We start from the raw sequence: 23,537 nt of genomic DNA, 5'->3' as shown, positions 1-23,537 counted from the left end.
ACCGACCGCTCGACCATCGTCGGCGGGAAACTAGATCGAGGAGGACACGACCGGCTTGTTGCCCAGACGCTCACCCGATGCCGAGTCGAACGCGTGCACGTGGTGCGGCGTCGGCGCGAGGAACACCGTGTCGCCGATGTGCGCGTGGTTGCGACCGTCGACGCGGGCGACGATGTCGGTGCGCTTGCCGGAGACGTCGGTGTGGCCGTAGAGGTAGCCGTCGGCGCCGAGCTCCTCGACGAGGTCGACGGTCACCTCGATGCCGGAGCCCGAGTTGCTGGACACGGTGATGTCCTCGGGGCGCACGCCGACCGTGACGTTCTTCGACGGAGCGGCGTCGGTGATCTCGCGCTCGACCGGGATGATGAATCCGCCGAGCTTGATGCCGCCGTCGGCGATCTCGCCCTCGAACAGGTTCATGGCCGGGCTGCCGATGAAGCCGGCGACGAAGACGTTGTTCGGCTTCTCGTAGAGGTCGCGCGGGGTGCCGACCTGCTGCAGGATGCCGTCCTTGAGGACCGCGATGCGGTCGCCCATGGTGAGCGCCTCGGTCTGGTCGTGGGTGACGTAGACGGTGGTGACGCCGAGACGACGCTGCAGCGACGCGATCTGGGTGCGGGTCTGGACGCGGAGCTTGGCGTCGAGGTTCGACAGCGGCTCGTCCATGAGGAAGACCTGGGGCTGACGGACGATGGCTCGACCCATCGCGACGCGCTGACGCTGACCACCGGAGAGCGCCTTCGGCTTGCGGGTCAGGTAGTCCTCGAGGTCGAGGAGCTTGGCGGCTTCGAGCACGCGGGTGGCACGCTCTTCCTTGCCGACACCGGCGATCTTGAGCGCGAAGCCCATGTTCTCGGCGACGGTCATGTGCGGGTAGAGCGCGTAGTTCTGGAACACCATCGCGATGTCGCGGTCCTTCGGCGGCACGTCGGTGACGTCGCGGTCGCCGATGAAGATGTGGCCGTCGTTGACCTCTTCGAGACCGGCGAGCATGCGGAGGGAGGTGGACTTGCCGCAGCCGGACGGGCCGACGAGGACGAGGAATTCGCCGTCGGCGACCTCGAGGTTCAGCTTGTCGACCGCGGGGCGGGTGCCACCCGGGTAGAAACGGGTTGCGTTGTCGAACGTCACAGACGCCATGGTTGTTCTCCTTCACCGGCAGGTACGTGCCGGACGATCCGTTGTGAATGGACGCGAACCCGTCATCGATGGCCGGTTCGCCGTTCCAGTATGCCACGACCATCTGTGAATGGAAGGTCCAGCGGCCAGTGGATCTCTCGGTGGACGCACAGCCGGCTCCCGGCCTGGTTTGGGCCTCTCCCAGGCGGCAGGTCTACGATTACTCTGTTTGGCGCTGCCTCGTCTCCGCAGCGCGAGCCCCCCGAAACGAGGATCAATGTCTGGCGCTGGATCGCAGAACCGACCGACCAAGAACGAACGACGCGACGCGGCACGCGAGAAGGCGCGGGTGCTGCGCGAGCAGCAGAAGCGCCGCGACCGCCGCAACCGGGTGCTGCTCCAGGGCGGCATCGTGCTCGGTGCGCTCGCGATCGTGGCGGTGGTGGCGGTCATCATCGTGACGTCGATCAAGCCCGCCGGACCGGTCCCGACCGCGGCCAAGAACGACGGCTTCACCGTCTCCGCCGGGTTGCAGCTGGTCGGGGCCCCGGCCGGTGCGTCCACACCGACGCCGAGCGCGACCGATCCGGCCGCCCCCGCGGAGCCCGCTCCGGCCGAGACGCCGGCAGCCTCCGAGACCCCGGCCGCCGACGGCGTCGAGATCGCCGTCTACCAGGACTTCCTCTGCCCCTACTGCGGTCAGTTCGAGACCACGAACGCCGAGCAGGTCAAGGGTTGGCTCGAGGCCGGCGCCGCGACCTACACGGTCCACCCCCTCGCAACGCTGAGCAACCTCTCGCTCGGGACGCAGTACTCGCTGCGCGCCTCGAACGCGGCGGCCTGTGTCGCGGAGTACTCGCCGAACGACTTCTTCTCCTTCAACACCGCACTGTTCGAGAACCAGCCCAAGGAGAACACCGAGGGCCTGACCGACGCCGAGCTGAAGTCGATCGCCAAGGGCGTCATCTCCGGCGGCGAGAAGAAGATCAACGCCTGCATCGACGACGGCACCTACAAGTCGTGGGTGAAGGACTCGACCGACCGTGCGCGCAGCGGCCCGCTGCCCGGCACCGACGTCGCCAAGGTCGAGGGGACGCCGACCATCCTGGTGAACGGCAAGCAGTACACCGGTTCGCTCACCGACGCCGAGCAGTTCGCGGCCTTCGTCCTCGCCGTCTCGAGCGAGAGCTACTCCACCGGCACGCCGACGCCGGGAGCCAGCGAGTCGCCCGTGACCAACGGCTGATCCGCCGTCATCGTAGGATGGATGGGACCGGGGCCAGCCCCTGTCGGCCGACGTGGCGCAATTGGTAGCGCAACGCTCTTGTAAAGCGTAGGTTACGGGTTCAAGTCCCGTCGTCGGCTCCAGCCGAGAACCGCCCGCTCAGCCTCGCTGAGTGGGCGGTTCCTCATTGGAAGGAATCCTCCCGTGACCCGTGTCCCAGCGCCGCTCGCGCTCCTCATCGCCGTCGTCAGCGGTGCCTTCATCGCGGTGCAGGCCCGGTTGAACGGCGAGCTCGGCGCGCGACTCGGCGATGGGTTCACCGCAGCTGCGATCTCGTTCGGCGGCGGCTTGATCATCCTCACCGTCGGACTGGCGCTGTCCCGTACCGGTCGTCGCGGTCTCTCCACGGTGGCCGGTGCCGTCCGACGCAGGGAGATGCCCTGGTGGACGGTGCTCGGTGGGTGTGCCGGCGCGTTCCTCGTGCTCTCGCAGGGGCTCACCGCCGCCACGCTCGGCGTCGCCCTCTTCACGGTCGCGGTCGTCGCCGGTCAGACGGCGAGCGGACTCGTGCTCGACCGGATCGGCTTCGGCCCGGGAGGCGTCGTCGGGTTCAGCGTCCAGCGCGTCCTCGGGGCGGTCGTCGCCCTCATCGCAGTCGGCGTCGCGGTCTCGGGCGAGCTCGGCGGGAGCATCCCACTCGGCCTGCTGGTCCTGCCGCTGCTCGCCGGGATCGGGATCGGCTGGCAGCAGGCGGTCAACGGCCGCGTGAAGATGCGGGCACAGAGCACGCTCGCCGCCACGTTCATCAACTTCGTCGTGGGGACGGTCGTGCTGGTCATCGCCGCCGTGCTGCACGCGGTCATCGTCGCGCCGCCCGGACCGCTCCCGGGGGAGTGGTGGCTCTACCTCGGCGGCCCGATCGGATGCGTGTTCATCGCCGTGGCGGCGTTCCTCGTGCAGCACACGGGCGTGCTCATCCTCGGGCTCGGCACGGTGGCCGGTCAGACCCTGAGTGCGCTCGCCCTCGACGTGCTCCTGCCCACCGACGACGGCGGCGTGCATGTCGCGACGGTCATCGGGACACTCCTCGCGTTCGCCGCCGTCGCGATCGCATCGGCGCGGTTCAGGCGTCGTCCCACGGCATCGTCGTCCGCCGACTGAGTCGAGCCGTCGAGCCGTCGGATGCCGTGAGCGACTCCGTCCTCAGGGCATGGAGCTGAGGTGCGCCTTCGCGTTGATCGTCTTGCGGCGCCCTGTGCGAGCGTTACCCGGCTTCCCTCCGACGTACAGCCAGCCGAGGAGATCCTCGCCCTTCTTCAGGCCGTGTGCCTTCCGGACCGCTTTGGCGCGAGTCGCGCCGCCGGTGCGCCAGAACACGCCCCAACCGGCGTCGTCGAGCAGGAGACTGACCATGTGGGCCACTCCGGCCGCGACCGCCTCCTGCTCCCAGGCGGGCACCTTCGACTTCTTCACGCTCACGACGACGGCGAGCAACAGGGGCGCGCGGAGCGGCTTCGTCGAGGGCTTCGAGTCGCCCTCCGCCTTCGCGAGCGCCCGGCCGAGCTTCACGCGGTCGTCGCCGCGGAGGGTGATGACCCGCCACGGACGCAGGGCGCTGTGGTCGGCCACCCGACCAGCCGCCGCGAGGACCTCGAGGAGTTCCGCGTCACTCGGAGCGACGTCGGTGACCTTGGACCACGAACGCCGCCCGGCGACGGCGGCGAGGACGGGGCGCTCGACCGGTTCGGTCACTCCGTCGGCTCGGTGGTGTCGGCCGCGGCGAAGTTGAGCGCGATCGAGTTCATGCAGTAGCGGTCGCCGGTGGGCGTGCCGAAGCCGTCGTCGAACACGTGGCCGAGGTGCGAGCCGCAGTTGGCGCACCGGACCTCGGTGCGCACCATGCCGAGGGTGCGGTCCTCGATGAGCTGCACCGCCTCGGGGTTCACGGACTCATAGAAGCTCGGCCATCCGCAGCCGGAATCGAACTTGGTACCGCTCTTGAAGAGTTCGGCGTTGCAGGCGGCACAGGTGTAGAGGCCCGCGCGCGACTCGTCGAGGAGCTCACCGGTCCAGGCCCGCTCGGTCGCCGCTCCGCGGAGGACCTGATACTGCTCCGGCGTGAGTTCCTCGCGCCACTGCTCATCGGTCTTCGACACGTCGTACGTCATGCTGCTCCATTCGTCTCGGTCATCCTACGTGCGGGGCTGCCTCGTGCATGCGGCTCCCGACGTATTCCCTAACACTGCACCGAGCCTGATCCTTCCCGGTGAACGTCGGCCCTCGCCGGGGTGGATGCGGCCCGGCGGGCATCGGCTGAATAGACTTGGACGACGGCGGACCGGAGCATGACTCCGGTCGCCACATCGGCACCGATCGGCAGGAGATGAGCATGCACCCAGCGTCGCGCACGCCTGCCGATGACGACGCGTCGACACCGGCGGGAGGCCTCGACCAGCGCGAACTCGAGATCCTCGAGTTCGAGTCCAACTGGATGCAGCACGTCGGGGCCAAGGAGGCCGCCATCCGCGACCGCTTCGCCCTGTCCCCGGCCCGGTACTATCAACTGCTCGGCGCGCTCATCGACTCGCCGTCCGCCCTCGCCCACGACCCCATGCTGATCAAGCGGCTGCAGCGCACCCGCGACGCCCGACTCTCGGCGCGAGGAGCCTCGGCTCCCCGCACCGACGGCTGAGCAGCTCTCGGAGACCACACCATGGCTGAATCCTTCCCGCCCGACCGCTTCGACGAGGTCCCCGACCTCAAGCGCGTCGGCGCGCACCGTGCCCCTGCTCCCAAGGGACGCGGCTGGATCGCCTTCCTCGTCGCCGTCGTCGCCACGCTCGTCCTCGTGGGGGTCGGCACCTTCGCCCTCTTCGGGCTGAACGACCGGATCGACTTCTTCGGCGGCTCGCAGAGCCCGAGCGCCACGCCAACGCCGACCCCCACCCCGACCGAGGTGGCCCCCGTCGTCGACCCCGCGGCCAGCATCCTCGTCCTGAACGGCACACCCACCGCCGGCCTGGCCGCATCGGCGGCGGCAGCGATCACGGCCGCCGGCTTCACGCAGCAGATCCCGACGAGCGACGCCAGCACGGAGGACGTCACGGCGAGCGGCGTCTACTACCAGGATCCGTCGCAGGAGGGCGTCGCCCGCGCCATCGCGAACGCGCTCGGCGGCATCCCGATCCAGATCACGGACACGTACGCGATCCCCGTCGAGGAGGGCGAGGCGCCGGTCCTCCGCATCGTCGTCGTGGTCGGCGCGGACTACCAGCCGGCCGCCTGAGCGCGGCTGAGGCAGGTCGATCGAGCAGGTCGCAGGCACGCCGTGTTTCCGGAGTGTTTCCTCCATGTTGAGTTGTCGTATCACTCCGCCCCGTTTGTCGATTTGAGGGTGAATCCGCGCGGTGCTCCGGATTAGTATCTGGAACTGGCCGCTCATCCCGTCCCGTCTCGACTCGCCCCCGGGTCCGCTTCGGCGCAGGGTGGTCACCGGGGTCCCGATCCCGGATGGCAGGTCCGGGTTCGGCAACAGTCGATGCCTGCGAGCACGCAGCAATGGGAGTATGAAATGGCGAACGGAACCGTCAAGTGGTTCAACGCTGAGAAGGGCTTCGGCTTCATCACGGTCGACGACGGCGGACAGGATGTCTTCGTCCACTACTCGGCGATCGACATGAGCGGCTACAAGTCCTTGGAAGAGGGCCAGGCGGTCGTCTTCGAGGTCGGCACTGGAGCAAAGGGGCCTCAGGCCGAGGGTGTGCGCCTGGCGTAGCCGCTGATCAGGTACGCGATTCCTGCGACGCCGTCCACTTCGGTGGGCGGCGTCGTTCGTCGTTCCGGGGCTGTTCCCGGGAGTTCGCTCAGGGCGCCGGTGCTCACTTGCACTCCCACCCCCTGAGTGCCAGAATCGACTTAGCACTCGTACTCATTGAGTGCTAACAACGTTCATGACGTCCGGGAGGGACGAAAAACACACATGGCTAAGATCATTGCTTTCGACGAGGAGGCCCGTCGCGGCCTCGAGCGTGGACTGAACATTCTTGCTGACACGGTCAAGGTCACCCTTGGGCCGCGCGGTCGCAACGTTGTCCTCGAGAAGAAGTGGGGCGCCCCCACGATCACCAACGACGGCGTGTCCATCGCCAAGGAGATCGAACTCGACGACCCGTACGAGAAGATCGGCGCGGAGCTCGTCAAGGAGGTCGCCAAGAAGACCGATGACGTCGCCGGCGACGGCACCACCACGGCGACCGTGCTGGCACAGGCGCTCGTCCGCGAGGGCCTCCGCAACGTCGCCGCAGGCGCCGACCCCATCAGCCTCAAGCGCGGCATCGAGAAGGCCGTCGAGGCCGTCACGGTCGAGCTCATCGCCAACGCCAAGGAGGTGGAGACCAAGGAGGAGATCGCTGCGACCGCTTCCATCTCCGCCGGCGACACCACCATCGGCGAGATCATCGCCGAGGCGATCGACAAGGTCGGCAAGGAGGGCGTCGTCACCGTCGAGGAGTCGAACACCTTCGGCACCGAGCTCGAGCTCACCGAGGGCATGCGCTTCGACAAGGGCTACCTGTCGCAGTACTTCGTGACCGACCCCGACCGCCAGGAAGCGGTGTTCGAGGACCCCTACATCCTCATCGCCAACCAGAAGATCTCCGCGATCAAGGACCTCCTGCCGATCGTCGACCAGGTCATCCAGTCGGGCAAGCAGCTCCTCATCATCGCTGAGGACGTCGACGGCGAAGCTCTCGCGACGCTCGTCGTCAACAAGATCCGTGGCATCTTCAAGTCCGTCGCCGTCAAGGCTCCGGGCTTCGGAGACCGCCGCAAGGCTCAGCTGCAGGACATCGCCATCCTCACCGGTGGCCAGGTCATCTCCGAGGAGGTCGGCCTCAAGCTCGAGACCGTCACCCTCGACCTGCTCGGCCGTGCTCGCAAGGTCGTCATCACCAAGGATGAGACCACCATCGTCGAGGGTGCCGGCGACGCCGACGCCATCGCCGGTCGTGTCTCGCAGATCCGCAAGGAGATCGACAACACCGACAGCGACTACGACCGCGAGAAGCTCCAGGAGCGTCTCGCCAAGCTCGCGGGCGGTGTTGCGGTCATCAAGGCCGGTGCAGCGACCGAGGTCGAGCTCAAGGAGCGCAAGCACCGCATCGAGGACGCCGTTCGCAACGCGAAGGCTGCCGTCGAAGAGGGCATCGTCGCCGGTGGTGGCGTCGCCCTGATCCAGGCCGGCAAGACCGCGTTCGAGAAGCTCGAGCTCGTCGGCGACGAGGCGACCGGTGCGAACATCGTCAAGGTCGCCATCGACGCTCCGCTCAAGCAGATCGCGCTCAACGCAGGCCTCGAGCCTGGCGTCGTCGCCGACAAGGTCCGCAACCTGCCCGTCGGACACGGCCTCAACGCCGCGACCGGTGAGTACGTCGACATGCTCGCTGCCGGCATCAACGACCCGGTGAAGGTCACCCGCTCCGCGCTGCTCAACGCAGCGTCGATCGCCGGCCTGTTCCTCACCACCGAGGCCGTCGTCGCCGACAAGCCGGAGAAGAACCCGGCTCCGGCCGGCGACCCGACCGGTGGCATGGACTTCTAAGTCCGACAGCAACACCTGCGCAGGGCGTCTCCTTCGGGAGGCGCCCTGCGTCGTTTCCACCAGACGCATCGGGGAGAACCCTCGATCTGTATGCCTGTTTCCGCATGGGTCCGACAGTCGTTGTAGAGACGTGACCGGAACGGCATATCGGCCCGCGCGCCGGTTCCTATGATCGAGCTATGAGACGTATCGGGGGAGCGGCGATCGCTGCAGTATTGGTTCTGGCGCTGGCCGCGTGCACGCCGAGTGAAGCGGCTCCGACCGCATCACCGACGGCGTCGTCCTCGCCGACGCCCTCCGCGACGGCTAAGCCGACTGCGCCGGTGAGCTCATACGGCTTCGGGTGCGAGAATCTCGTCCCCCAGGACGTGGTGGCGACCGCGCTCGCCCCTACGGCGGCCCTGGAGCCCGCTTTCGCTGACCCGTCCAGTGCGAACCCGCTGCTGTGGGCGGCGACCTCGCTCGGGGGCATGCACTGCACGTGGAGCAATGGTGAGCCGAGAGACCTGGCGGAGGGTGGGACGCCGGTCGGCACGGAACGGTGGGCCGAGTTGACCATCCTGCCCGGTTCGCACGCCGACTGGGACTTCTACTACGAACGCTGGGCGAACGGCGAATCAGGGCCGTGGCCGGACTCCACCAAGCTGTCCTGCTTCACCCAGAACGGAGCTGTGCCCGGCGTCTGCAGCATCAACTTCCTGGTCGGCGACAGCTGGGTCGACCTGATCATGTATGGCCCGGCCGACGATGCCGCAGCGTCGGACGAGGATGCCGTCGCCGCAGTCACACCCTTCATCGAGGCGATCCGCTCGGCGCTCGAACCGGTCGGCACGGCGCCACGGTACGCCTGGGGCGGGACGACGCCGGGGGCTAGCGCGCTGCCGACGGAGTGCGAGGCGTTCGTGCCTGCGGCGGCGATGAGTGAGGCCTTCGGCCAGGAGCTCACCTACAACTCGGCACCGAAGAAGCGACTGTGGAACCGAGGCGTCGCCGCCGAGGACTTCGGAGCGCCGGACTGCATCTTCTCCCTCCCCGACAGTGACTCGTCGCGAGGTGTCCTGCGAGCGCTCCCGGGCGGACGCTGGGCGTACGAGCAGCTGGTCGAGACCCGCATGAGCGCGGGAGCGGACATCGAGTTCCTGACGATCGACGGGCTCGGAGTCCGGGACGCCTTCATCGAGTGCAAGACGAGCCCGTGGTCCACGTGCAGCGTGCAGATGGCGGTCGCCGGGCACTGGTTGGAAGTCGAGGCGAACAACGTGAGTTCCCTCGACGACACCTACGACGTCGACGAGCTGCGTCAGCAGGCTCTCGCCTACGCAGCACTCGCCGCCGCCGGTATCGCCGCGCTTCCCTGATCCCCGCACCCCGCGCGGGAGGTCCCGCCACCGGGCATCCCGGTGGCGGGACCTCCCGCGCGCGGATCAGCCGCTGAACATACTCGCGTTCGCCCGCTCGATCTCGGCGTACTGGGTACCCGCGACGGCGAGCGCCCGGCTGATCTCGCCGAGGTTCTCCTCGACCTGACGCTGGGTGCCCCTCCAGCGCTCGACGACACCGTGGAACGCGGCGGCCGCAGCGCCGGTCCATTGGCCGTCGAGTGCCGCCAGCTGCGTGTGCAGGCGGGCGACCTCGTTCTGGATCTGCTCGATCGTGACGCGTGCCGCCGTGGAGGCGCGCTCGACCGCGTCGCTGTCGACCTGGAAAGTGGCCATCGGGAACTCCGTTCGTCCGGGCGATGCCTGTCATCGCCGCTACCGAGACGGTAGGTGCTCGCCACCGGCCGGAACCGGCGAGGAAGGTTTCGTGCGCGCACTCCGAAGCAGGCCGGAGCCTGTGGAGGAGGGTCGAGCCAGCCCGCCGGCGGGTCAGGCCGGAGGGCCCGCGATGACGATGGGGCTCGTGGCCGCCGACGGGGCGAGCGGCAGGATGACGCGGAACGTCGCGCCGCCGCCGGGGGTCTCGCTCACGTCGACCGTGCCACCGTGCGCCGCGACGATGGAGGCGACGATGGCCAGTCCGAGGCCGCTGCCGCCCGTCTCGCGCGTTCGCGAGCTGTCGGCACGCCAGAAACGCTGGAAGATCTTCTCGCGGATCTGTGGCGGGATGCCCTCGCCGTGGTCGACGATGGCGATGCTGGCGGTCCCTGCGCGGGCGTCCGTGCCGACCGCGAGCTCGATCGGGCTGTCGGCGGGCGTGAAGCGCAGGGCGTTTCCGATGAGGTTCGTGACGACCTGCCGGATCTTGTTCTCCTCGCCGAGGACGATCGGTGGCACGGCCAGGGTCAGCGGTTCGGCGATGGGCTTCGTGTCGGGCGTGGTGGCGTCGCCGGAGGGCTTCGGCCGACGCCGGAAGCGGTTGAACGTCGCGCCGAAGATCGGCCCGGTCGAGCCCGTCTGTACGGGTGTGTCGGTAGCAGTAGGGGATTCGCCCGTCGTCTCGGAGGCATCGTCGTCGACGGCTCGCGCCATGCGTTCGTCGCGGACCACCTGGACCGTGCGCCCGGGGGCCTGGGCGGTGGTGTCGAGCGCGGCGTCGCGCGCGATCGGGAGCAGGTCGACGGGCGCGACGTTCAGTGGTCTCGTCTCATCGAGGCGGGCGAGCTGGAGGAGGTCCTCGACGAGCGCACCCATGCGGATGGCCTCCTTCTCGATGCGCTCCATGGCCTGTGCCACGTCCTGCGGCGTCTGGAGGGCACCCATCCGGTAGAGCTCGGCGTAGCCGCGCACGGAGACGAGCGGGGTGCGGAGCTCGTGGCTCGCATCCCCGACGAAGTTCCGCATCTGCTCGATGGTCTTCCCGCGATCCGAGTACGCGCGGTCGATGCGAGCCAGCATCGTGTTGAGTGATCGGCTGAGTCGCCCCACCTCGGTGTTCGGTGTCGAGCCGGCGAGTCGCTGGCTGAAGTCACCGTCGGCGAATGCGGCGGCCGTCCGTTCCACCTGGCGGAGCGGTTCGAACGTGCCGGTCACCAGCCACCGGGTGAGGAGCGCTCCGACCACGATGATGAGCACGCCGAGGACGAAGAAGATCGTGAGGTAGGTCGCGATGGTGTTGTCGGTGCCCTGCATCGAGATGGCGACCCATGCCGCTCCCGTGCGGAACCCGTCGAGGGTGACCGGGACGGAGACCGCGTGGTACACGATCGTGCCACTCGCGTTGGTGGTCGTGTAGATCTGGGTCCCGCTCGCGGCGACGTCGTTCGCGCTGAGGTGCGCCGGGTGTTCGGGAGCGATGCTGTCGTCCCACCCGGACGAGGCGCGGAGTTCGCCGTTCGTGTCGTACACGGCGACGAACAGCGTCGAGGGGGCGTCGAGCTGGAGTTGTCCGTCCTCGGAGATCTCACCGACGATCTTGCCCTTGGCGGCAGTGACCAGACTGTCGTTCGCCTGCTGGGTGAGGACCTCTTTGAGGAGCGGGGTCGTCCCCATGCCCGCGACGAGCAGGCCGAAGGCGAGGACGAGCACCGTCACCCCGGTGATCTTCGTCCGGAGTGAGACGCTGCTCCACCAGGTGGACAGGGAATCGGCCATCGGGTGGGGGCTACGCCTTTCCGGCCTTGAGCATGTAGCCGAATCCGCGCTTGGTCTGGATGAGCGGCTCGCTGGAGAACTGGTCGAGCTTCCTGCGCAGGTAGGAGATGTAGCTCTCGACGATGCCGGCGTCGCCGTTGAAGTCGTACTCCCAGACGTGGTCGAGGATCTGGGCCTTCGACAGGACACGGTTCGGGTTGAGCATGAGGTAGCGGAGGAGCTTGAACTCGGTCGGGCTGAGGTCGATCGGGGTGTCGCCGACGAGGACCTCGTGCGTGTCCTGGTCCATCGTCAGCTCGCCGGTGCGGATCACCGCATCCTCGTCGGCCTGCATGGTCCGGCGAAGGATGGCCTTGATGCGTGCCACGATCTCGTCGAGGCTGAACGGCTTGGTGACGTAGTCGTCGCCGCCGACCGTGAGGCCCGTGATCTTGTCCTCGGTGTCGTCCTTCGCGGTGAGGAAGAGGATGGGCGCCGTGTAGCCGGCGCTGCGGAGGCGCTTGGTGACGCCGAAGCCGTTCATGTCCGGCAGCATCACGTCGAGGATGATGAGGTCGGGCTCCTCCTCGAGGACCGCTGAGATGGCGGCTGCGCCGTTGCCCACGGCACGGACGGCGAAGCCGGCGAATCGCAGGCTGGTGGTGAGGAGGTCGCGGATGTTCGGTTCGTCGTCGACGATGAGGATGCGGGGTCCGGTCATGACACCATTATCTGCACGTTTCTTGAGACTTTTCTGAGAGCGTGGTTCACGCGGTCTGCAGGGCGTGGGCGTCGAGGATCGTGTAGCTGTAGCCCTGTTCGGCGAGGAAGCGTTGGCGGTTCTGCGCGAACTCCTGATCGACCGTGTCGCGCGACACCAGCGTGTAGAAGCTCGCGGTGAGTCCCGTGGACTTCGGGCGCAACAGGCGGCCGAGACGCTGCGCCTCCTCCTGTCGTGAACCGAACGATCCCGACACCTGGATGGCGACGGTCGCTTCGGGCAGGTCGACCGAGAAGTTCGCGACCTTCGAGACGACGAGCACCTGCTCGGTGCCGTCGCGGAAGGCCTGATAGAGCCGTTCGCGCTCGTCGACCGGCGTTGCGCCGGTCAACTGCGGGGCACCGAGCGTCTCTGCCAGCTCCTCGATCTGATCGAGGTACTGCCCGATGACGAGGATCTGCTCGCCACGGTGCCGTTCGACGAGCTGCCGGACGACGTCGAGCTTCGCCGGGGCGGTCGCCGCGAGGCGGTATCGCTCGTCGTCGGCGGATGCGGCGTAGGTGAGTCGGTCCGCCTGGGGCAGGTCGACGCGCACCTCGAAGCACGCGGCGGGGGAGATGAAGCCCTGCGCCTCGATCTCCTTCCACGGGGCGTCGAACCGCTTCGGGCCGATGAGCGAGAAGACGTCGCCCTCGCGGCCGTCCTCCCGGATGAGCGTCGCCGTCAGGCCGAGGCGACGCCGCGCCTGCAGCTCGGCGGTGAGCTTGAAGACGGGTGCCGGGAGCAGGTGCACCTCGTCGTAGACCACGAGGCCCCAGTCCATGGCGTCGAGCAGCGCGAGGTGGGCGTACTCGCCCTTCCGCTTGGCCGTGAGGATCTGGTAGGTCGCGATCGTGACCGGCTTGACCTCCTTCACCTGCCCCGAGTACTCGCCGATCTCCTCGGCGGTGAGGGAGGTGCGCTTCAACAGCTCGTCGCGCCACTGCCGTGCCGACACCGTGTTCGTGACGAGGATCAGGGTGTTGGTGGACGCCGTCGCCATCGCCCCGGCGCCGACCAGGGTCTTGCCCGCACCACAGGGGAGCACCACGACGCCGGAACCGCCGGAGAAGAAGTTGTCGACCGCCTGCTGCTGATAGTCGCGGAGGTGCCAGCCGTCCTCGACCAGGTCGATCTGGTGCGGCGTGCCAGCGGTGTACCCGGCGAGGTCCTCGGCGGGCCAGCCCAGCTTCACGAGTTCCTGCTTGAGCGCACCGCGTGCCCACGGCTCGACGAGGAAGGTGTCCGGCGTCGGGTGCCCGATGAGGAGGGGCGCGATCCGCTTGGCGCCGGCCACCTCGGTCAGGATCGGGAGGTCCGTGGAGCGGAGGACGAGCTCGCCCTCCTCGGAGCGTTCGATCACGAGCCGGCCGTAGCGGTTGACGGTCTCGCGCATGTCGATCGTCACGGACGCGGGGATGGAGAACTTCGAGTACCGCTCCAGCGTCTCGATCATCTGGTCGGCATCGTGCCCGGCGGCCCGTGCGTTCCAGAGTCCGAGACGGGTGATCCGGTAGGTGTGGATGTGCTCCGGCGCGCGTTCGAGCTCGGCGAACACCGAGAGATCGTGGCGGGCGTCCTCGGCGAGCGGGTGGGCGACCTCGAGCAGCACGGTGCGGTCGCTTTGGACGATCAGTGGTCCATCAGACATAACGGTCGAGTCTACCGGCGGATCCGGTGCGCAACCCCCTGAGCGAGCGCTCAGCCGGCGATCCGGACCTCGGTGATCATCGCGAGCGGCAGGGTGCGTTCGACGTCGGCCGACCGGTCCAAACCGCGCAGGCGACCGCCGGCAAGGCTCACCGGTTCGATCGTGAACGTGGATCGGCGCTCGCCGTGCTGCAGCTGCACGGTGACCGGCGTGTGGTCGCGGACGGCGATCTCCAGTTGCTTGGCCAACCATGCGCTGCTCGTGTCGCCGCTGTCGTCGGCGCGGAGCCGCGACACCAGATCCGGTTCCGTCGAGGCGGCCGGAGCGGAGAGGTTGGTGCGCATGACCGGCTGCCGGCGGATCCGGAGCGGTGCGCCGCCGTCGTCCTCCGCGACCACCGGGTAGCGCGCGTCGTGGAGCGCCCAGTAGACCGTCGCCGCCTCGATCCGGCTGGTGAGCCGGTGCTCGTCGCTCGGACGGAGACCGAGCGCCACGAGGCTCTGGTCGACCGAGATCGCCGCGATCAGGCCGGCGTCGTCGGAGCGGATGTAGCTGCTGCGTCCAGGGTCGGCCGAGGCGTCGGCCGACGCGCGGATCGTCCCGACGCGGACGAGGCCGAATCGGGAAGCGGCCTCGGACACGAGGTACCGCAGGGGTTGAGGGACGCCGGTCAGGGAGATCGACTCGAGGTACGCGAGCAGGTCCTCGGCCGTGTCTCCGTCGGCGAGGGCCCGGGTGACGCTCGCGGTCGTGATGCGGTACCTCGACGCCTGAGCGCGCCCCTCCGGCTCCGCGAGGGCCCGGAGTCGCACGTCGAGTTCCGCCGTCGGGGGACCGAGCGCGATGACCGTCAGGTCGTCCTGGAGGACGACCTGCGACACCTCGGCGGGGAGCATGGACGCGAGCGTCGAGGCCGCGTCGGCCGCGTGGTCGTCGACGAGGAGTCGTCCGAACCCGCTGGTCGCGCCGTCGACGGTGATCCCGAGCAGCTCGGCGACCGCGTCGACCGCCCGCGTCGGCGCCACGACGGCATCCTCCGCCAACGGGTACCACCAGCTGAGCTCTTCGACCAGGTCGACGGAACCGCGCCGGTACGCCGTCAGGATGCGATCGCGGATCGTGGCCGGGATCGCGTCGCGCCAGGCTGTCGCGAGACGGAGCCAGCGTTCCGCGGTGGCCGACGCCAGCCAGGCCTCGCCGACCTCGCTCAGGCGGATGGCGGAGCCGATCGCGTCCGTGAGCCCGGCAGCCGACGCCACGGACAGGGCGAGCTCGATCTGGTCGGGCGTGCTCGCCGCCGCGGCTGCGAGCCGTTTGAGGTCCGGCATGGACGGGGCTCCACGGCCGAGCAGGCGTGCGGGCTCGCGGTCGAGTTCATGGAGGCTCTCGCCGACGATGCCGACCGCGCCGGCCGCTCGCTCGCTCGCGAGGGCGTCCGTGTCGGGCGAGGGGCGGGTCGCGTGGGACGTCGGCGCCGCCGCCGGAAGTCGGAGTTCTGCTCGGCCTGGTCTGCCGCTCGCCGTCCACTCCTCGAACACCGCGGTCACCGCGCTCACCGGCCTGATCGGACCGGCTCCGTCGTCCAGCACGAGGATGTCCCGCTCCAGCCGCTCCAGGGCGGCATCCACCTCCGACTGCTCCCGTCCGAGCGTGGTCGCGAGCGAGTGGCGCTCGGTCCCGTCCAGCGCGGCGGCGAGCACTGCGAGGGTGTCCCGGTCGAGCAGTGCCATCCGGCGGGCGACGCTCGCATCGTCCAACAGGGCCTCGGCGAAGTCGAAGAAGTCCGCGATGCGGGCGGAGGAGGCCCTGCGGTCGGGAGTCAGCCGGCGGAGCGCGTCGTCCGGGAGCTCCCGGAGGCGGCGCGCGATCGCGAAGGCCTCGCCCATGGTCGTCAGCGCGGCGACTGACCGCGGGACTCGCGAGACCGTCGTACGGCACCCACGATGATGAGCGTGATCAGCATCAGGAAGGCGATGGGGAGTCCGACGAGCGGCAGGATCGTCACGACCGGCCAGACGCCGACGGCGAAGTCGCCCTGCTCGAGGCCGGTGGCGGTGCCGACCATCACCGCGACGAACGCGGCGATCGAGACGGCGACGATCGTCACGACCATGTAGGCCAGGATCCGTTCGGGCCGCGAGATGCTCGGCGTCTGCTCATCAGTCACGCTCCCAGGATAGAGGCACGCGGCTGCTGCACCGAATAGGCTGGGGGCCGAGGACCGATGGTCCTCTCGATCGCGCTTCCTGCGCGATCACCGCACGGCGCTGCATTTTCTGCGCACGACACACAGCGAGGTTCCCATGCCCACCGGCAAGGTCAAGTTCTACGACGAGGAGAAGGGCTTCGGCTTCATCAGCTCCGATGACGGCCAGGAGGTCTTCCTGCACGCTTCCGCACTGCCCGCGGGCACGGCCGGCGTGAAGCCGGGGACGCGGCTCGAGTTCGGCATCGCCGACGGCAAGCGCGGCGCCCAGGCGCTGTCCGTGCGCGTCCTCGAGGCTCCGCCCAGCCTCGTCAAGCTGAAGCGCAAGCCGGCCGACGACATGGCGATCATCGTCGAGGACCTCGTGAAGCTCCTCGACGGCATCGGCGGCGACCTGCGCCGCGGCAAGTACCCGAACAGCAGTCACAGCACGAAGATCGCTGCCGTGCTGCGCAAGGTCGCGGACGAGCTGGATGCCTGACGCCGATCAGGAGACGCCCGTCGAGGATCGCGACGTCGCGGCCGACACGGACACACGAGCCGAGTCGGACGAGCATCGCTCGGACGACGGCACCGATGGCGAGTCGACCCCGGCACCCGTGCCGGACGAGACCCTGATCGCCGCCGTGGAGCTCGCGCGCGAAGCGCTGCAGGAGATCACGCCCGCGAGCACGGTCGGTGAGCCGGCCGGGCACGTCGTGGTCGATGATCACGTCGTCTCGCTGCTGTTCGCGAACACGATGGCGGGCTACCCCGGATGGTTCTGGACGGTGACGCTCTCGCGGACCGCCGACGACGCTGCGCCCAACGTGCTCGAGACGGAGCTGATGCCCGGCGACGGCGCGTTGCTGGCTCCGCAGTGGGTGCCGTGGTCGGAACGCCTCGCGGACTACCGCGCCGCGCAGGAGGCAGCGGCAGCGGCTGCGGCTGACGACGCGCTCGACGACGCGGACGACACCGACGAGTTCGACGACGACGATGTCGCGCTGTCCGGGGATCCCCGCGACCGCGACCGCGACGGCATCGAACTCGAGTACGACGAGGACGACGTCGATGCGGCGTCGGACGACTCGGATGACGACGACTCGGACGAGGACGACTCGGATGACGACGACTCGGACGAGGACGACGACCGGTTCGAGGACGAGTAGCACTCGCACACCGCGAGACAGACGAACGGGCGGCCGAACCTCGAGAGGGTTCGACCGCCCGTTCGGCGTTCAGCGGGGGAGACGGATCAGAGCGCCCCGACGACGTGTTCGATGCTCGCGATGAGCTGACGGACGTCTGCGGGGTCGATCGCCGTGAAGGTCGCGACGCGCAGCTGGTTGCGGCCGAGCTTGCGGTAGGGCTCGGTGTCGACGATGCCGTTCGCCCGCAGGGTCTTCGCGACCAGCGCGGCGTCGATGGCGTCGTCGAAGTCGATCGTGACGACGACCTGCGAGCGGTGGTCGGGGTTCGTCACGAACGGCGTCGTGTAGGAGGTGCGCTCGGCCCACTCGTACAGGGCGCCGGAGGACTCGGCCGTCCGTGCCGATGCCCAGGCGAGGCCGCCGTTGCCGTTGATCCACGAGATCTGCTCCTCGAGGAGCACGAGCGTCGACAACGCGGGAGTGTTGAGCGTCTGCTCGAGCCGGGAGTTGTCGACCGCGTTCTTCAGGCTCAGGAACTCCGGGATGTAGCGGCCGCTCGCCGCGATCCGTTCGATGCGCTCGATCGCCGCGGGGGAGCAGAGCGCGAACCACAGGCCGCCGTCGGATGCGAAGTTCTTCTGCGGTGCGAAGTAGTAGACGTCCGCCTGGCTCGCGTCGAAGTCCACACCACCCGCGGCGCTCGTCGCGTCGATCACCGTGAGGGCGCCGGTGTCGCCGGACACGCGTCGCACCGGGGCCATGACGCCGGTCGAGGTCTCGTTGTGCGGCCAGGCGTACACGTCGACGCCTTCGACCACCTCGGGATCGATGCGGGATCCACCCGGCACCTCACGGACGTCCGGAGCGGTGAGCCACGGGGCGCCCGCCGCCTTGGCGAACTTGCCGCCGAACTCGCCGAAGACGAGGTTCTGGCTGCGCTGCTCGATGAGGCCGAAGGCGGCCGCGTCCCAGAACGCGGTCGAGCCGCCGTTGCCGACGATGATCTCGTAGCCCTCGGGGGCGCGGAACAAGTCGGCCAGGCCGGCGCGCACGCGGCCGACGAGCTGCTTGACGGGAGCCTGACGGTGGGAGGTGCCGAGGAGGGACAGGCCGGCCTCGGAGAGCGCTGCGATCTGCTCAGGTCGGATCTTGGAGGGGCCGCAGCCGAATCGACCATCGGCGGGCAGAAGGGACGTGGGAATCGTGATCTCCGGCATACGGCGATTCTAGAGGCGAGGGCCTCATGGCGTCGTGCCACGGCGCCCGGATGCGTCCACGCGGGGCGGAGTGGCTTGGCGCGGGAACGTCGCCGCCGCGCACTAGGCTTACCGGGAACGTGCAATCGGGCAGGGAGGGCGTCGATGACCGATTTGATTGACACCACAGAGATGTATCTCCGCACCATTCTGGAGCTCGAGGAGGAGAACATCATCCCGCTTCGTGCGCGGATCTCCGAGCGCCTCGGGCACTCCGGACCGACGGTCTCGCAGACGGTCGGTCGGATGGAGCGCGACGGACTCGTCGTCGTGTCGGGCGACCGGCACCTCGAGCTCACCGAACCGGGCCGACGCAAGGCGGTCCACGTCATGCGGAAGCACCGCCTGGCTGAGCGCCTCCTGAGCGACGTCATCGGGCTCGAGTGGGAGTTCGTCCACGAGGAAGCCTGTCGCTGGGAACACGTCATGAGTGAGCAGGTCGAGCGCAAGCTGCTCGACATGCTCAACCACCCCACCGAGTCGCCGTACGGCACCCCGATCCCCGGACTCGACGAGTTCGGCGTCAGCCCCGCCGTCGCCTTCTCGCAAGGCGTCATCAACATCGTCGGCCTCGTCGAAGGACGCTCCGAGCCGGTCACGGCGACGGTCCGACGTCTCGGCGAACCGGCGCAGGTCGACCCCGAACTCCTCCTGCAGCTGAAGCAGGCCGGCGTCATGCCGGGTCGCTCGGGAACCTTCGCGGCAGCGGGCGGCTACGTGCTCGTCACCATCGACGGTGTCGAGGGCGGCCTCGAGCTGCCCAACGAGCTCGCGACGCACATCTTCGTGGAGACCCCTGCCGCGTGAGCATGAGACGTGTATGAGGATTCCCTCATGTGCCCGTTTTCCCGTGATCGAAACGTGACTTTCTGAGGGGTAACCCGTAGGCTGTCACTCGTCCTGAAGGCCATGATCTGGCCCCAGGAAGACGACCGAGGCACCCCCTAGCCCGTCCCTCGGCCACACGAACCGACATCAATCGTCGGATGGGGCTGCGCCATGCCGATCGCCACACCGCGATCGTCGTCGCTCATGCGGGGTGCCGGAGGAATCCACTTGACTGCAGCTGGCGAGAGCGGCCCCGAACAGGCCGAGACGACCCCGAACGTCCCCCTCACCCGGAAGCAGCTCCGACTCCAGGAGCAGGCCGCGAAGCAGGCGGAGCCGACCACCCCGTCCCAGTCGGCAACCGACGACGCGCTCGTCGCCGACGTCGCTCCGGACGCACCCGTCGAGCACCCCGAGATCATCCTCGACGATGCCGTGGTCGAGGAGGCCGACGCCACCGTCACGACCGGCGAGGTCCGTCTCGACGAGCGGCCGCTGACGAAGCCCGCCGCGCCGGAGCCGACGACCCCGCAATCCTTCACCGTGACGTCCGCCACCGACACCTCGTTCGCGACCGTCGCTCCGCTCCGCACCGGCGCGGACCGCGTCGCCCGCAGCAAGCCCCCGGTCAAGCCGACCGCGTCGACGGTCGCCGTGCGCAAGCCGAAGCCGTCCGGAGCCCGACCCGGATCCGTCCGCGGCGTCGCCACCATGGCCTTCCTCGTGCCGGCACTGGTCGCCACCGTCGCCCTCCCGGCGTATGCGGCGAGCAGCAGCGCGCAGACCACGTACGGGACGTCCGCCTCGGAGCAGTTGAAGACCTCCGGCGCCCAGAGCGTCGTCGCTTCCGACAAGGTGGCCGACGCGCCGATCTCTCGCGATCTCTACAGTGCGACGACGCCGGACGAGCTCGCCGAGCGCCAGCGGCAGCTCGACGCCGCGGCAGCTGCCAGCAACGCCACCTACTCGATCACCGTCGGCGCACGCCAGGCCGGCGACGACTACCCCTGGTTCGACCAGGCGACCGACGACGAGGGCGGCGGGCTCTCGCCACTGCGCTACTACTACCGTGAGTGCGTGGACTTCGTCGCCTGGCGACTCAACCGCGACGCGGGCACGCCGAGCGGGAACTGGGCTTTCACCTGGGGCAACGGCCTGCCGCCGAGCAGTGCCTACGGCTGGGCGGACTCGTGGCAGTACAACAAGGGGACCAACGCCATCGCCGGCTCCGTCGCCTGGTTCAACTACAACCACGTCGCCTACGTGCAGTCGGTCAACGCCGACGGGACGGTCACCCTGGAGGAGTACAACTGGGGGTCCGCGCGTCACAGCTACAACACGCGCACCATCGCCGCCAGTGCCGTGGCGCTCTACCTCTACCCGCCGGGCGTCGGCTGATCCGACCCGCTCGACCTGGATCGCGTCCCTCCGTCGGAGGGACGCGATTCGTCGTCGATGCGGGGTCACCGTTCGCGACCATGCGGTGTCCGCCGGTCGAAGCCGAGGTGGCGCGGAGGGGAATTCTCCTGCAACGTGCGGAAATCCGGTCGGTGTGGGTTAATCTGGTGCTCTGCAACTCGGAGAGGTTCAGGAGCTGATGCACGCTATACGTCGCCACGTGGTCGCGAATGGTCGCGGCCTCTACGTGCTGCGGCATTCCAGCCAAGCGTGCCGCGGCTCCGCCGTGGGTCAAGAGGGTGCTGTCGTCATGACAGTGCCCTTTTTTGTTCCCCGGAAACGACTCGATCCGGCGCGTCACGGACGCTGCAGGTGGTGATCGTCGACCGGTCGCGGCAGCCGTCGTGGCCCTTCGGAAGGGAACGTGCATGCGCACACTGGTGTTGAACGCGGGCTACGAGCCGCTCGCGATCGTCTCGTTCAAGCGGGCCCTCGTGCTCGTGATGCATCACAAGGCGACCGTCGTCGAGATCGACTCCTCGCATCCCGTGGTGGCGACGAGCGGATCGTTCGATCGGCCGTCGGTCATCCTGCTCACCAGATACGTCCGGATCCCGAACGCCCGCCGGGTGCCCGTGACCCGCCGCGGGGTGCTGCGCCGCGACGGCCACCGCTGCGCCTACTGCGGGAAGGCGGCGACGACGATCGACCACGTGCAGCCGCGCTCGCGCGGGGGTGTGGACAGCTGGGAGAACCTCGTGGCCTGCTGCTTGCGCTGCAACAACGTGAAGGGCGACCGTACGCCGATGGAGATGAACTGGAGCCTCCGGGTCTCACCGGGGACGCCGCACGGCTCGCAGTGGATGGTGCGAGGCGTCGAGCGCTCGGAGCCCGACTGGGAGCAGTACCTGGCGCCCGCCGCCTGAGCGACCGGCTAAACTCGTCGGGTCAGCCTCTGTAGCTCAATGGAAGAGCAGTTCCGTCCTAAGGAAAGGGTTGGGGGTTCGAGTCCCTCCAGGGGCACTGTCGGAGGTACGGTCGTCCAGGCGAGCACGGCTTCGCCTGTCGGGTAGGGCTGCGAGCACGCCGTAGGCTCGAAGCATGACGCACGACCTCCACCGCCAACTCGAACGCGACGCCATCACCCTTCGTCAGCTGCGGTCGGCCGTGGTCGTCGCGGATGCTCGGACGCTCGGTGCCGCGGCGAACCTGCTCGGGGTCGCACAGCCGAGTCTCGCGCAGCAGCTGCGGCGGCTCGAGGCTGCGCTCGGGGTCGAGCTGTTCAGCGTCCTGGGGGAGGAGTACCGCCCGACGCGTGAGGGGCAGCGCTTCCTGTTGAAGGTCCGTACCTTCATCGACGTCGTCGCCGACATGGATCCCGCGTCACCGGCTCGGCACATCCGGGTCGGCCGTCCGCCGACGACGTGGGACGCGGTCGTCTCCGAGGCCGGTCGCCGCATCGACGTCCCGGCGGTCGCCGTCGCGATCGAACCGGTCGAGCAGCTGCACCTCGTCACCACCGGTCGTCTCGACGCCACCATCGTGCGTCTGCCGATGGAGCTGCCGGACGAGCTCGCCGCAGAGGAGATCGCTGCGCTGCCGCTCGGCGTCGTCATGCGCGCCGCGCACCCGCTGTCGGCGAAGGACGTCATCGAGTGGTCCGATCTCGCCGACCAGGAGCTGCTCCGTCCCGAGCCCGGCAAGGACCCGGCGTACTCGGCCTGGTTGGCCGGCGCGCTCGCGGCGCGCGGCTGGTACCCGCGCTCGCTGACGATCGACGCGGGGAACGACACCCTGTTCCTCGACGCCCTGCGCTTCGGTGAGCGACTCGTCGCCCTCCGTCCGGTAGCTGCGATGCGGGAGGACGACGGCCTGTGCTGGCGACCGTTCGCCGACGCACCTGAGCTCCGCGAGCGGTTCGCCCTGGTCACCCGGCGCGAGTGAGTCCGCTCGGTCGCGGTCGGTGATGACACCCTCGATGCGCCCTTTTGCGACCCGACCGGGATCTTCTCGCGATCAAGTCGGTCGACTTGTTCCGAATTTCTGTCGCGTTCGACACCGTCTTCTCAGCTCGGAGTGGGTACGCTTATCCCTGAATCGGGGGATGACAGAAGCAGGAAACGCACATGCCCGAACGACGACCACAGCAGCAACGAGGTCATGAACGACGCCAGACCGTCGTCGAAGGTGCCGCCCGCATGTTCGACCGGGTCGGCTACGGACAGGCGAGCCTGTCGGACATCGCCCGCGAGGCGGGGACGACGCAGGGCTCGCTCTACTTCTACTTCCCCTCGAAAGAGGAACTGGCGATCGCCGTCATCAACGAGCAGAGCACGCGCTCGATCGCTGCGTTGACCGCGCCGACCACCGCGCCCTCGCCGTTCGGTGGGCTGGTCCAGGCCTCCCGCCTCATCACCGAGCAACTGCTCACCGACCCCATCACGCGCGCCGGCCTGCGGCTGTCCCTCGAGCAGGGCGTCATCCAGGCTCCGACGACCGCGTTCCACGAGCAGTGGATCGCGAGCGTCGAGGAGCGGGTGCAGGCCTCGATCGAGCTCGGTGAGCTGCAGTCTCCGCTCGAGCCGGCGGAACTGGCGAGGTCCTTCGTCGCGTTCTTCACCGGGACGCAGCTCATCTCGAACCTGCTGGCCGGCCGGACCGACCTCCTCAACGCGGTCGACACCATGTGGCGAATCCTCATCGCAGCGGTCATCGTCGCGGATCGCCAGGCCGAGGTGCTCGCCGTCCTCGACGCCGCCTTCGACGCGCAGGACGCCTGAGCGGTCGGGTGCACGTTAGGGGGTAGCCCTGACGCATGCGCCGTGAGGTCACCCTAAACTGAATCGGGTG

At 68.8% G+C, this 23,537-nt stretch carries 24 protein-coding genes and 2 tRNA genes; 16 read left to right on the top strand and 10 right to left on the bottom strand.

Translation table 11 applies throughout. The features are described from left to right. Positions 1-30: 30 nt before the first annotated feature. A complete protein-coding gene (locus ACQ3HE_RS05225) occupies positions 31-1,140 on the bottom strand; it encodes an ABC transporter ATP-binding protein (RefSeq protein WP_079705359.1) in 1,110 nt (369 codons plus the stop codon). A gap of 256 nt (positions 1,141-1,396) precedes the next feature. On the opposite strand from ACQ3HE_RS05225, the gene ACQ3HE_RS05220 reads away from it, so the two are divergent. From ACQ3HE_RS05220 to ACQ3HE_RS05210, 3 genes are all read left to right on the top strand, one after another. Beyond that, the gene (locus tag ACQ3HE_RS05220; protein WP_079705360.1) at positions 1,397-2,365 is read left to right on the top strand and encodes a DsbA family protein; all 969 of its coding nucleotides are present in this window, start codon (positions 1,397-1,399) and stop codon (positions 2,363-2,365) included. 46 nt (positions 2,366-2,411) lie between these two features. Beyond that, a tRNA-Thr gene (locus ACQ3HE_RS05215) sits at positions 2,412-2,487 on the top strand. Between the two features lie 61 nt (positions 2,488-2,548). Then, positions 2,549-3,505 (top strand): DMT family transporter, encoded by a 957-nt coding sequence (locus ACQ3HE_RS05210; RefSeq protein ID WP_430891585.1) that lies wholly within the window; start codon positions 2,549-2,551, stop codon positions 3,503-3,505. Positions 3,506-3,547: 42 nt separating this feature from the next. Here ACQ3HE_RS05210 and ACQ3HE_RS05205 read toward each other — a convergent pair whose 3' ends face one another. Further along, positions 3,548-4,096 carry a nitroreductase family protein gene (locus tag ACQ3HE_RS05205; protein WP_079705362.1) on the bottom strand — a complete coding sequence of 183 codons (549 nt, stop codon included), beginning with the start codon at positions 4,094-4,096 and terminating at the stop codon, positions 3,548-3,550. Continuing rightward, the gene (gene msrB / locus ACQ3HE_RS05200; protein ID WP_079705364.1) at positions 4,093-4,512 is read right to left on the bottom strand and encodes a peptide-methionine (R)-S-oxide reductase MsrB; all 420 of its coding nucleotides are present in this window, start codon (positions 4,510-4,512) and stop codon (positions 4,093-4,095) included. Before msrB ends, ACQ3HE_RS05205 begins: the two co-directional genes overlap by 4 nt. A 221-nt stretch (positions 4,513-4,733) precedes the next feature. On the opposite strand from msrB, the gene ACQ3HE_RS05195 reads away from it, so the two are divergent. The 5 genes from ACQ3HE_RS05195 (at position 4,734) to ACQ3HE_RS05175 (ending at position 9,301) form a co-directional block, all read left to right on the top strand. Beyond that, on the top strand, positions 4,734-5,036 hold the full coding sequence (locus ACQ3HE_RS05195) for a DUF3263 domain-containing protein (RefSeq protein ID WP_430891583.1): 303 nt from the start codon (positions 4,734-4,736) through the stop codon (positions 5,034-5,036). A 21-nt stretch (positions 5,037-5,057) separates the two neighbouring features. Next, positions 5,058-5,630, top strand: a complete 573-nt coding sequence (locus ACQ3HE_RS05190; RefSeq protein ID WP_079705367.1) for a LytR C-terminal domain-containing protein — start codon at positions 5,058-5,060, stop codon at positions 5,628-5,630. A gap of 285 nt (positions 5,631-5,915) precedes the next feature. Beyond that, complete coding sequence (locus ACQ3HE_RS05185) at positions 5,916-6,119, top strand: cold-shock protein (protein ID WP_079705369.1); 204 nt, start codon at positions 5,916-5,918, stop codon at positions 6,117-6,119. Positions 6,120-6,323: 204 nt separating this feature from the next. Next, on the top strand, positions 6,324-7,943 hold the full coding sequence (gene groL / locus ACQ3HE_RS05180; protein WP_064296567.1) for a chaperonin GroEL: 1,620 nt from the start codon (positions 6,324-6,326) through the stop codon (positions 7,941-7,943). Positions 7,944-8,266: 323 nt separating this feature from the next. Beyond that, positions 8,267-9,301 (top strand): hypothetical protein, encoded by a 1,035-nt coding sequence (locus ACQ3HE_RS05175; RefSeq protein WP_430891581.1) that lies wholly within the window; start codon positions 8,267-8,269, stop codon positions 9,299-9,301. A gap of 66 nt (positions 9,302-9,367) precedes the next feature. On the opposite strand, the gene ACQ3HE_RS05170 is transcribed toward ACQ3HE_RS05175, so the two are convergent. The 6 genes from ACQ3HE_RS05170 to ACQ3HE_RS05145 all read right to left on the bottom strand — a co-directional run bounded on the left by ACQ3HE_RS05170 (position 9,368) and on the right by ACQ3HE_RS05145 (position 16,033). Then, positions 9,368-9,658 carry a WXG100 family type VII secretion target gene (locus ACQ3HE_RS05170; protein WP_064296564.1) on the bottom strand — a complete coding sequence of 97 codons (291 nt, stop codon included), beginning with the start codon at positions 9,656-9,658 and terminating at the stop codon, positions 9,368-9,370. A 153-nt stretch (positions 9,659-9,811) separates the two neighbouring features. Further along, on the bottom strand, positions 9,812-11,476 hold the full coding sequence (locus tag ACQ3HE_RS05165; RefSeq protein ID WP_430891579.1) for a sensor histidine kinase: 1,665 nt from the start codon (positions 11,474-11,476) through the stop codon (positions 9,812-9,814). 10 nt (positions 11,477-11,486) lie between these two features. Continuing rightward, entirely contained in the window at positions 11,487-12,176 is a 690-nt protein-coding gene (locus ACQ3HE_RS05160) for a response regulator transcription factor (protein WP_056007716.1), read from the bottom strand. 46 nt (positions 12,177-12,222) lie between these two features. Further along, positions 12,223-13,866, bottom strand: a complete 1,644-nt coding sequence (locus tag ACQ3HE_RS05155) for a DNA repair helicase XPB (RefSeq protein ID WP_085510338.1) — start codon at positions 13,864-13,866, stop codon at positions 12,223-12,225. Between the two features lie 50 nt (positions 13,867-13,916). Then, positions 13,917-15,752 (bottom strand): helicase-associated domain-containing protein, encoded by a 1,836-nt coding sequence (locus tag ACQ3HE_RS05150; protein WP_430891577.1) that lies wholly within the window; start codon positions 15,750-15,752, stop codon positions 13,917-13,919. A 5-nt stretch (positions 15,753-15,757) separates the two neighbouring features. Further along, positions 15,758-16,033 carry a multidrug ABC transporter ATPase gene (locus ACQ3HE_RS05145; protein WP_124768896.1) on the bottom strand — a complete coding sequence of 92 codons (276 nt, stop codon included), beginning with the start codon at positions 16,031-16,033 and terminating at the stop codon, positions 15,758-15,760. 136 nt (positions 16,034-16,169) lie between these two features. Between ACQ3HE_RS05145 and ACQ3HE_RS05140 the strand changes: the two genes are divergently transcribed. Both ACQ3HE_RS05140 and ACQ3HE_RS05135 read left to right on the top strand, forming a co-directional pair. Continuing rightward, positions 16,170-16,553, top strand: coding sequence for a cold-shock protein (locus ACQ3HE_RS05140; RefSeq protein WP_079705376.1), 384 nt, complete (start codon positions 16,170-16,172; stop codon positions 16,551-16,553). Next, positions 16,546-17,223: a DUF3027 domain-containing protein gene (locus ACQ3HE_RS05135; RefSeq protein ID WP_430891575.1), complete on the top strand. Its 678-nt coding sequence runs from the start codon at positions 16,546-16,548 to the stop codon at positions 17,221-17,223. Before ACQ3HE_RS05140 ends, ACQ3HE_RS05135 begins: the two co-directional genes overlap by 8 nt. An 86-nt stretch (positions 17,224-17,309) precedes the next feature. On the opposite strand, the gene serC is transcribed toward ACQ3HE_RS05135, so the two are convergent. Then, positions 17,310-18,422, bottom strand: coding sequence for a phosphoserine transaminase (serC, locus tag ACQ3HE_RS05130; protein WP_430891573.1), 1,113 nt, complete (start codon positions 18,420-18,422; stop codon positions 17,310-17,312). Between the two features lie 144 nt (positions 18,423-18,566). Here serC and ACQ3HE_RS05125 point away from each other — a divergent pair, with 144 nt between their 5' ends. From ACQ3HE_RS05125 to ACQ3HE_RS05100, 6 genes are all read left to right on the top strand, one after another. Continuing rightward, a complete protein-coding gene (locus tag ACQ3HE_RS05125) occupies positions 18,567-19,268 on the top strand; it encodes an iron-dependent transcriptional repressor DtxR (protein WP_430891571.1) in 702 nt (233 codons plus the stop codon). Between the two features lie 249 nt (positions 19,269-19,517). Then, complete coding sequence (locus ACQ3HE_RS05120; RefSeq protein ID WP_430891569.1) at positions 19,518-20,687, top strand: CHAP domain-containing protein; 1,170 nt, start codon at positions 19,518-19,520, stop codon at positions 20,685-20,687. A 428-nt stretch (positions 20,688-21,115) separates the two neighbouring features. Then, a complete protein-coding gene (locus ACQ3HE_RS05115; protein WP_079001921.1) occupies positions 21,116-21,613 on the top strand; it encodes an HNH endonuclease in 498 nt (165 codons plus the stop codon). Positions 21,614-21,638: 25 nt separating this feature from the next. Next, positions 21,639-21,710, top strand: a tRNA-Arg gene (locus ACQ3HE_RS05110). Between the two features lie 78 nt (positions 21,711-21,788). Then, complete coding sequence (locus tag ACQ3HE_RS05105) at positions 21,789-22,631, top strand: LysR family transcriptional regulator (protein ID WP_079705383.1); 843 nt, start codon at positions 21,789-21,791, stop codon at positions 22,629-22,631. A 182-nt stretch (positions 22,632-22,813) separates the two neighbouring features. Next, positions 22,814-23,467, top strand: coding sequence for a ScbR family autoregulator-binding transcription factor (locus tag ACQ3HE_RS05100; RefSeq protein WP_079705384.1), 654 nt, complete (start codon positions 22,814-22,816; stop codon positions 23,465-23,467). The last annotated feature ends 70 nt before the right edge of the window (positions 23,468-23,537 follow it).

Source organism: Plantibacter auratus (assembly GCF_050587365.1).
Taxonomy (GTDB): domain Bacteria; phylum Actinomycetota; class Actinomycetes; order Actinomycetales; family Microbacteriaceae; genus Plantibacter; species Plantibacter auratus.
This window is presented reverse-complemented; position numbering and strand designations above follow the sequence as displayed.

What these genes read in the sequence shown, in the direction of transcription:
- ACQ3HE_RS05225 (WP_079705359.1), bottom strand. Translation starts at nt 1,140, where the DNA reads ATGGCGTCTGTGACGTTCGACAACGCAACCCGTTTCTACCCGGGTGGC.
- ACQ3HE_RS05170 (WP_064296564.1), bottom strand. Translation starts at nt 9,658, where the DNA reads ATGGCCACTTTCCAGGTCGACAGCGACGCGGTCGAGCGCGCCTCCACG.
- ACQ3HE_RS05140 (WP_079705376.1), top strand. Translation starts at nt 16,170, where the DNA reads ATGCCCACCGGCAAGGTCAAGTTCTACGACGAGGAGAAGGGCTTCGGC.
- ACQ3HE_RS05190 (WP_079705367.1), top strand. Translation starts at nt 5,058, where the DNA reads ATGGCTGAATCCTTCCCGCCCGACCGCTTCGACGAGGTCCCCGACCTC.
- ACQ3HE_RS05150 (WP_430891577.1), bottom strand. Translation starts at nt 15,752, where the DNA reads ATGGGCGAGGCCTTCGCGATCGCGCGCCGCCTCCGGGAGCTCCCGGAC.
- ACQ3HE_RS05100 (WP_079705384.1), top strand. Translation starts at nt 22,814, where the DNA reads ATGCCCGAACGACGACCACAGCAGCAACGAGGTCATGAACGACGCCAG.
- ACQ3HE_RS05195 (WP_430891583.1), top strand. Translation starts at nt 4,734, where the DNA reads ATGCACCCAGCGTCGCGCACGCCTGCCGATGACGACGCGTCGACACCG.
- ACQ3HE_RS05115 (WP_079001921.1), top strand. Translation starts at nt 21,116, where the DNA reads ATGCGCACACTGGTGTTGAACGCGGGCTACGAGCCGCTCGCGATCGTC.
- msrB (WP_079705364.1), bottom strand. Translation starts at nt 4,512, where the DNA reads ATGACGTACGACGTGTCGAAGACCGATGAGCAGTGGCGCGAGGAACTC.
- ACQ3HE_RS05105 (WP_079705383.1), top strand. Translation starts at nt 21,789, where the DNA reads ATGACGCACGACCTCCACCGCCAACTCGAACGCGACGCCATCACCCTT.
- ACQ3HE_RS05135 (WP_430891575.1), top strand. Translation starts at nt 16,546, where the DNA reads ATGCCTGACGCCGATCAGGAGACGCCCGTCGAGGATCGCGACGTCGCG.
- ACQ3HE_RS05165 (WP_430891579.1), bottom strand. Translation starts at nt 11,476, where the DNA reads ATGGCCGATTCCCTGTCCACCTGGTGGAGCAGCGTCTCACTCCGGACG.
- ACQ3HE_RS05155 (WP_085510338.1), bottom strand. Translation starts at nt 13,866, where the DNA reads ATGTCTGATGGACCACTGATCGTCCAAAGCGACCGCACCGTGCTGCTC.
- ACQ3HE_RS05185 (WP_079705369.1), top strand. Translation starts at nt 5,916, where the DNA reads ATGGCGAACGGAACCGTCAAGTGGTTCAACGCTGAGAAGGGCTTCGGC.
- serC (WP_430891573.1), bottom strand. Translation starts at nt 18,422, where the DNA reads ATGCCGGAGATCACGATTCCCACGTCCCTTCTGCCCGCCGATGGTCGA.
- groL (WP_064296567.1), top strand. Translation starts at nt 6,324, where the DNA reads ATGGCTAAGATCATTGCTTTCGACGAGGAGGCCCGTCGCGGCCTCGAG.
- ACQ3HE_RS05160 (WP_056007716.1), bottom strand. Translation starts at nt 12,176, where the DNA reads ATGACCGGACCCCGCATCCTCATCGTCGACGACGAACCGAACATCCGC.
- ACQ3HE_RS05220 (WP_079705360.1), top strand. Translation starts at nt 1,397, where the DNA reads ATGTCTGGCGCTGGATCGCAGAACCGACCGACCAAGAACGAACGACGC.
- ACQ3HE_RS05125 (WP_430891571.1), top strand. Translation starts at nt 18,567, where the DNA reads ATGACCGATTTGATTGACACCACAGAGATGTATCTCCGCACCATTCTG.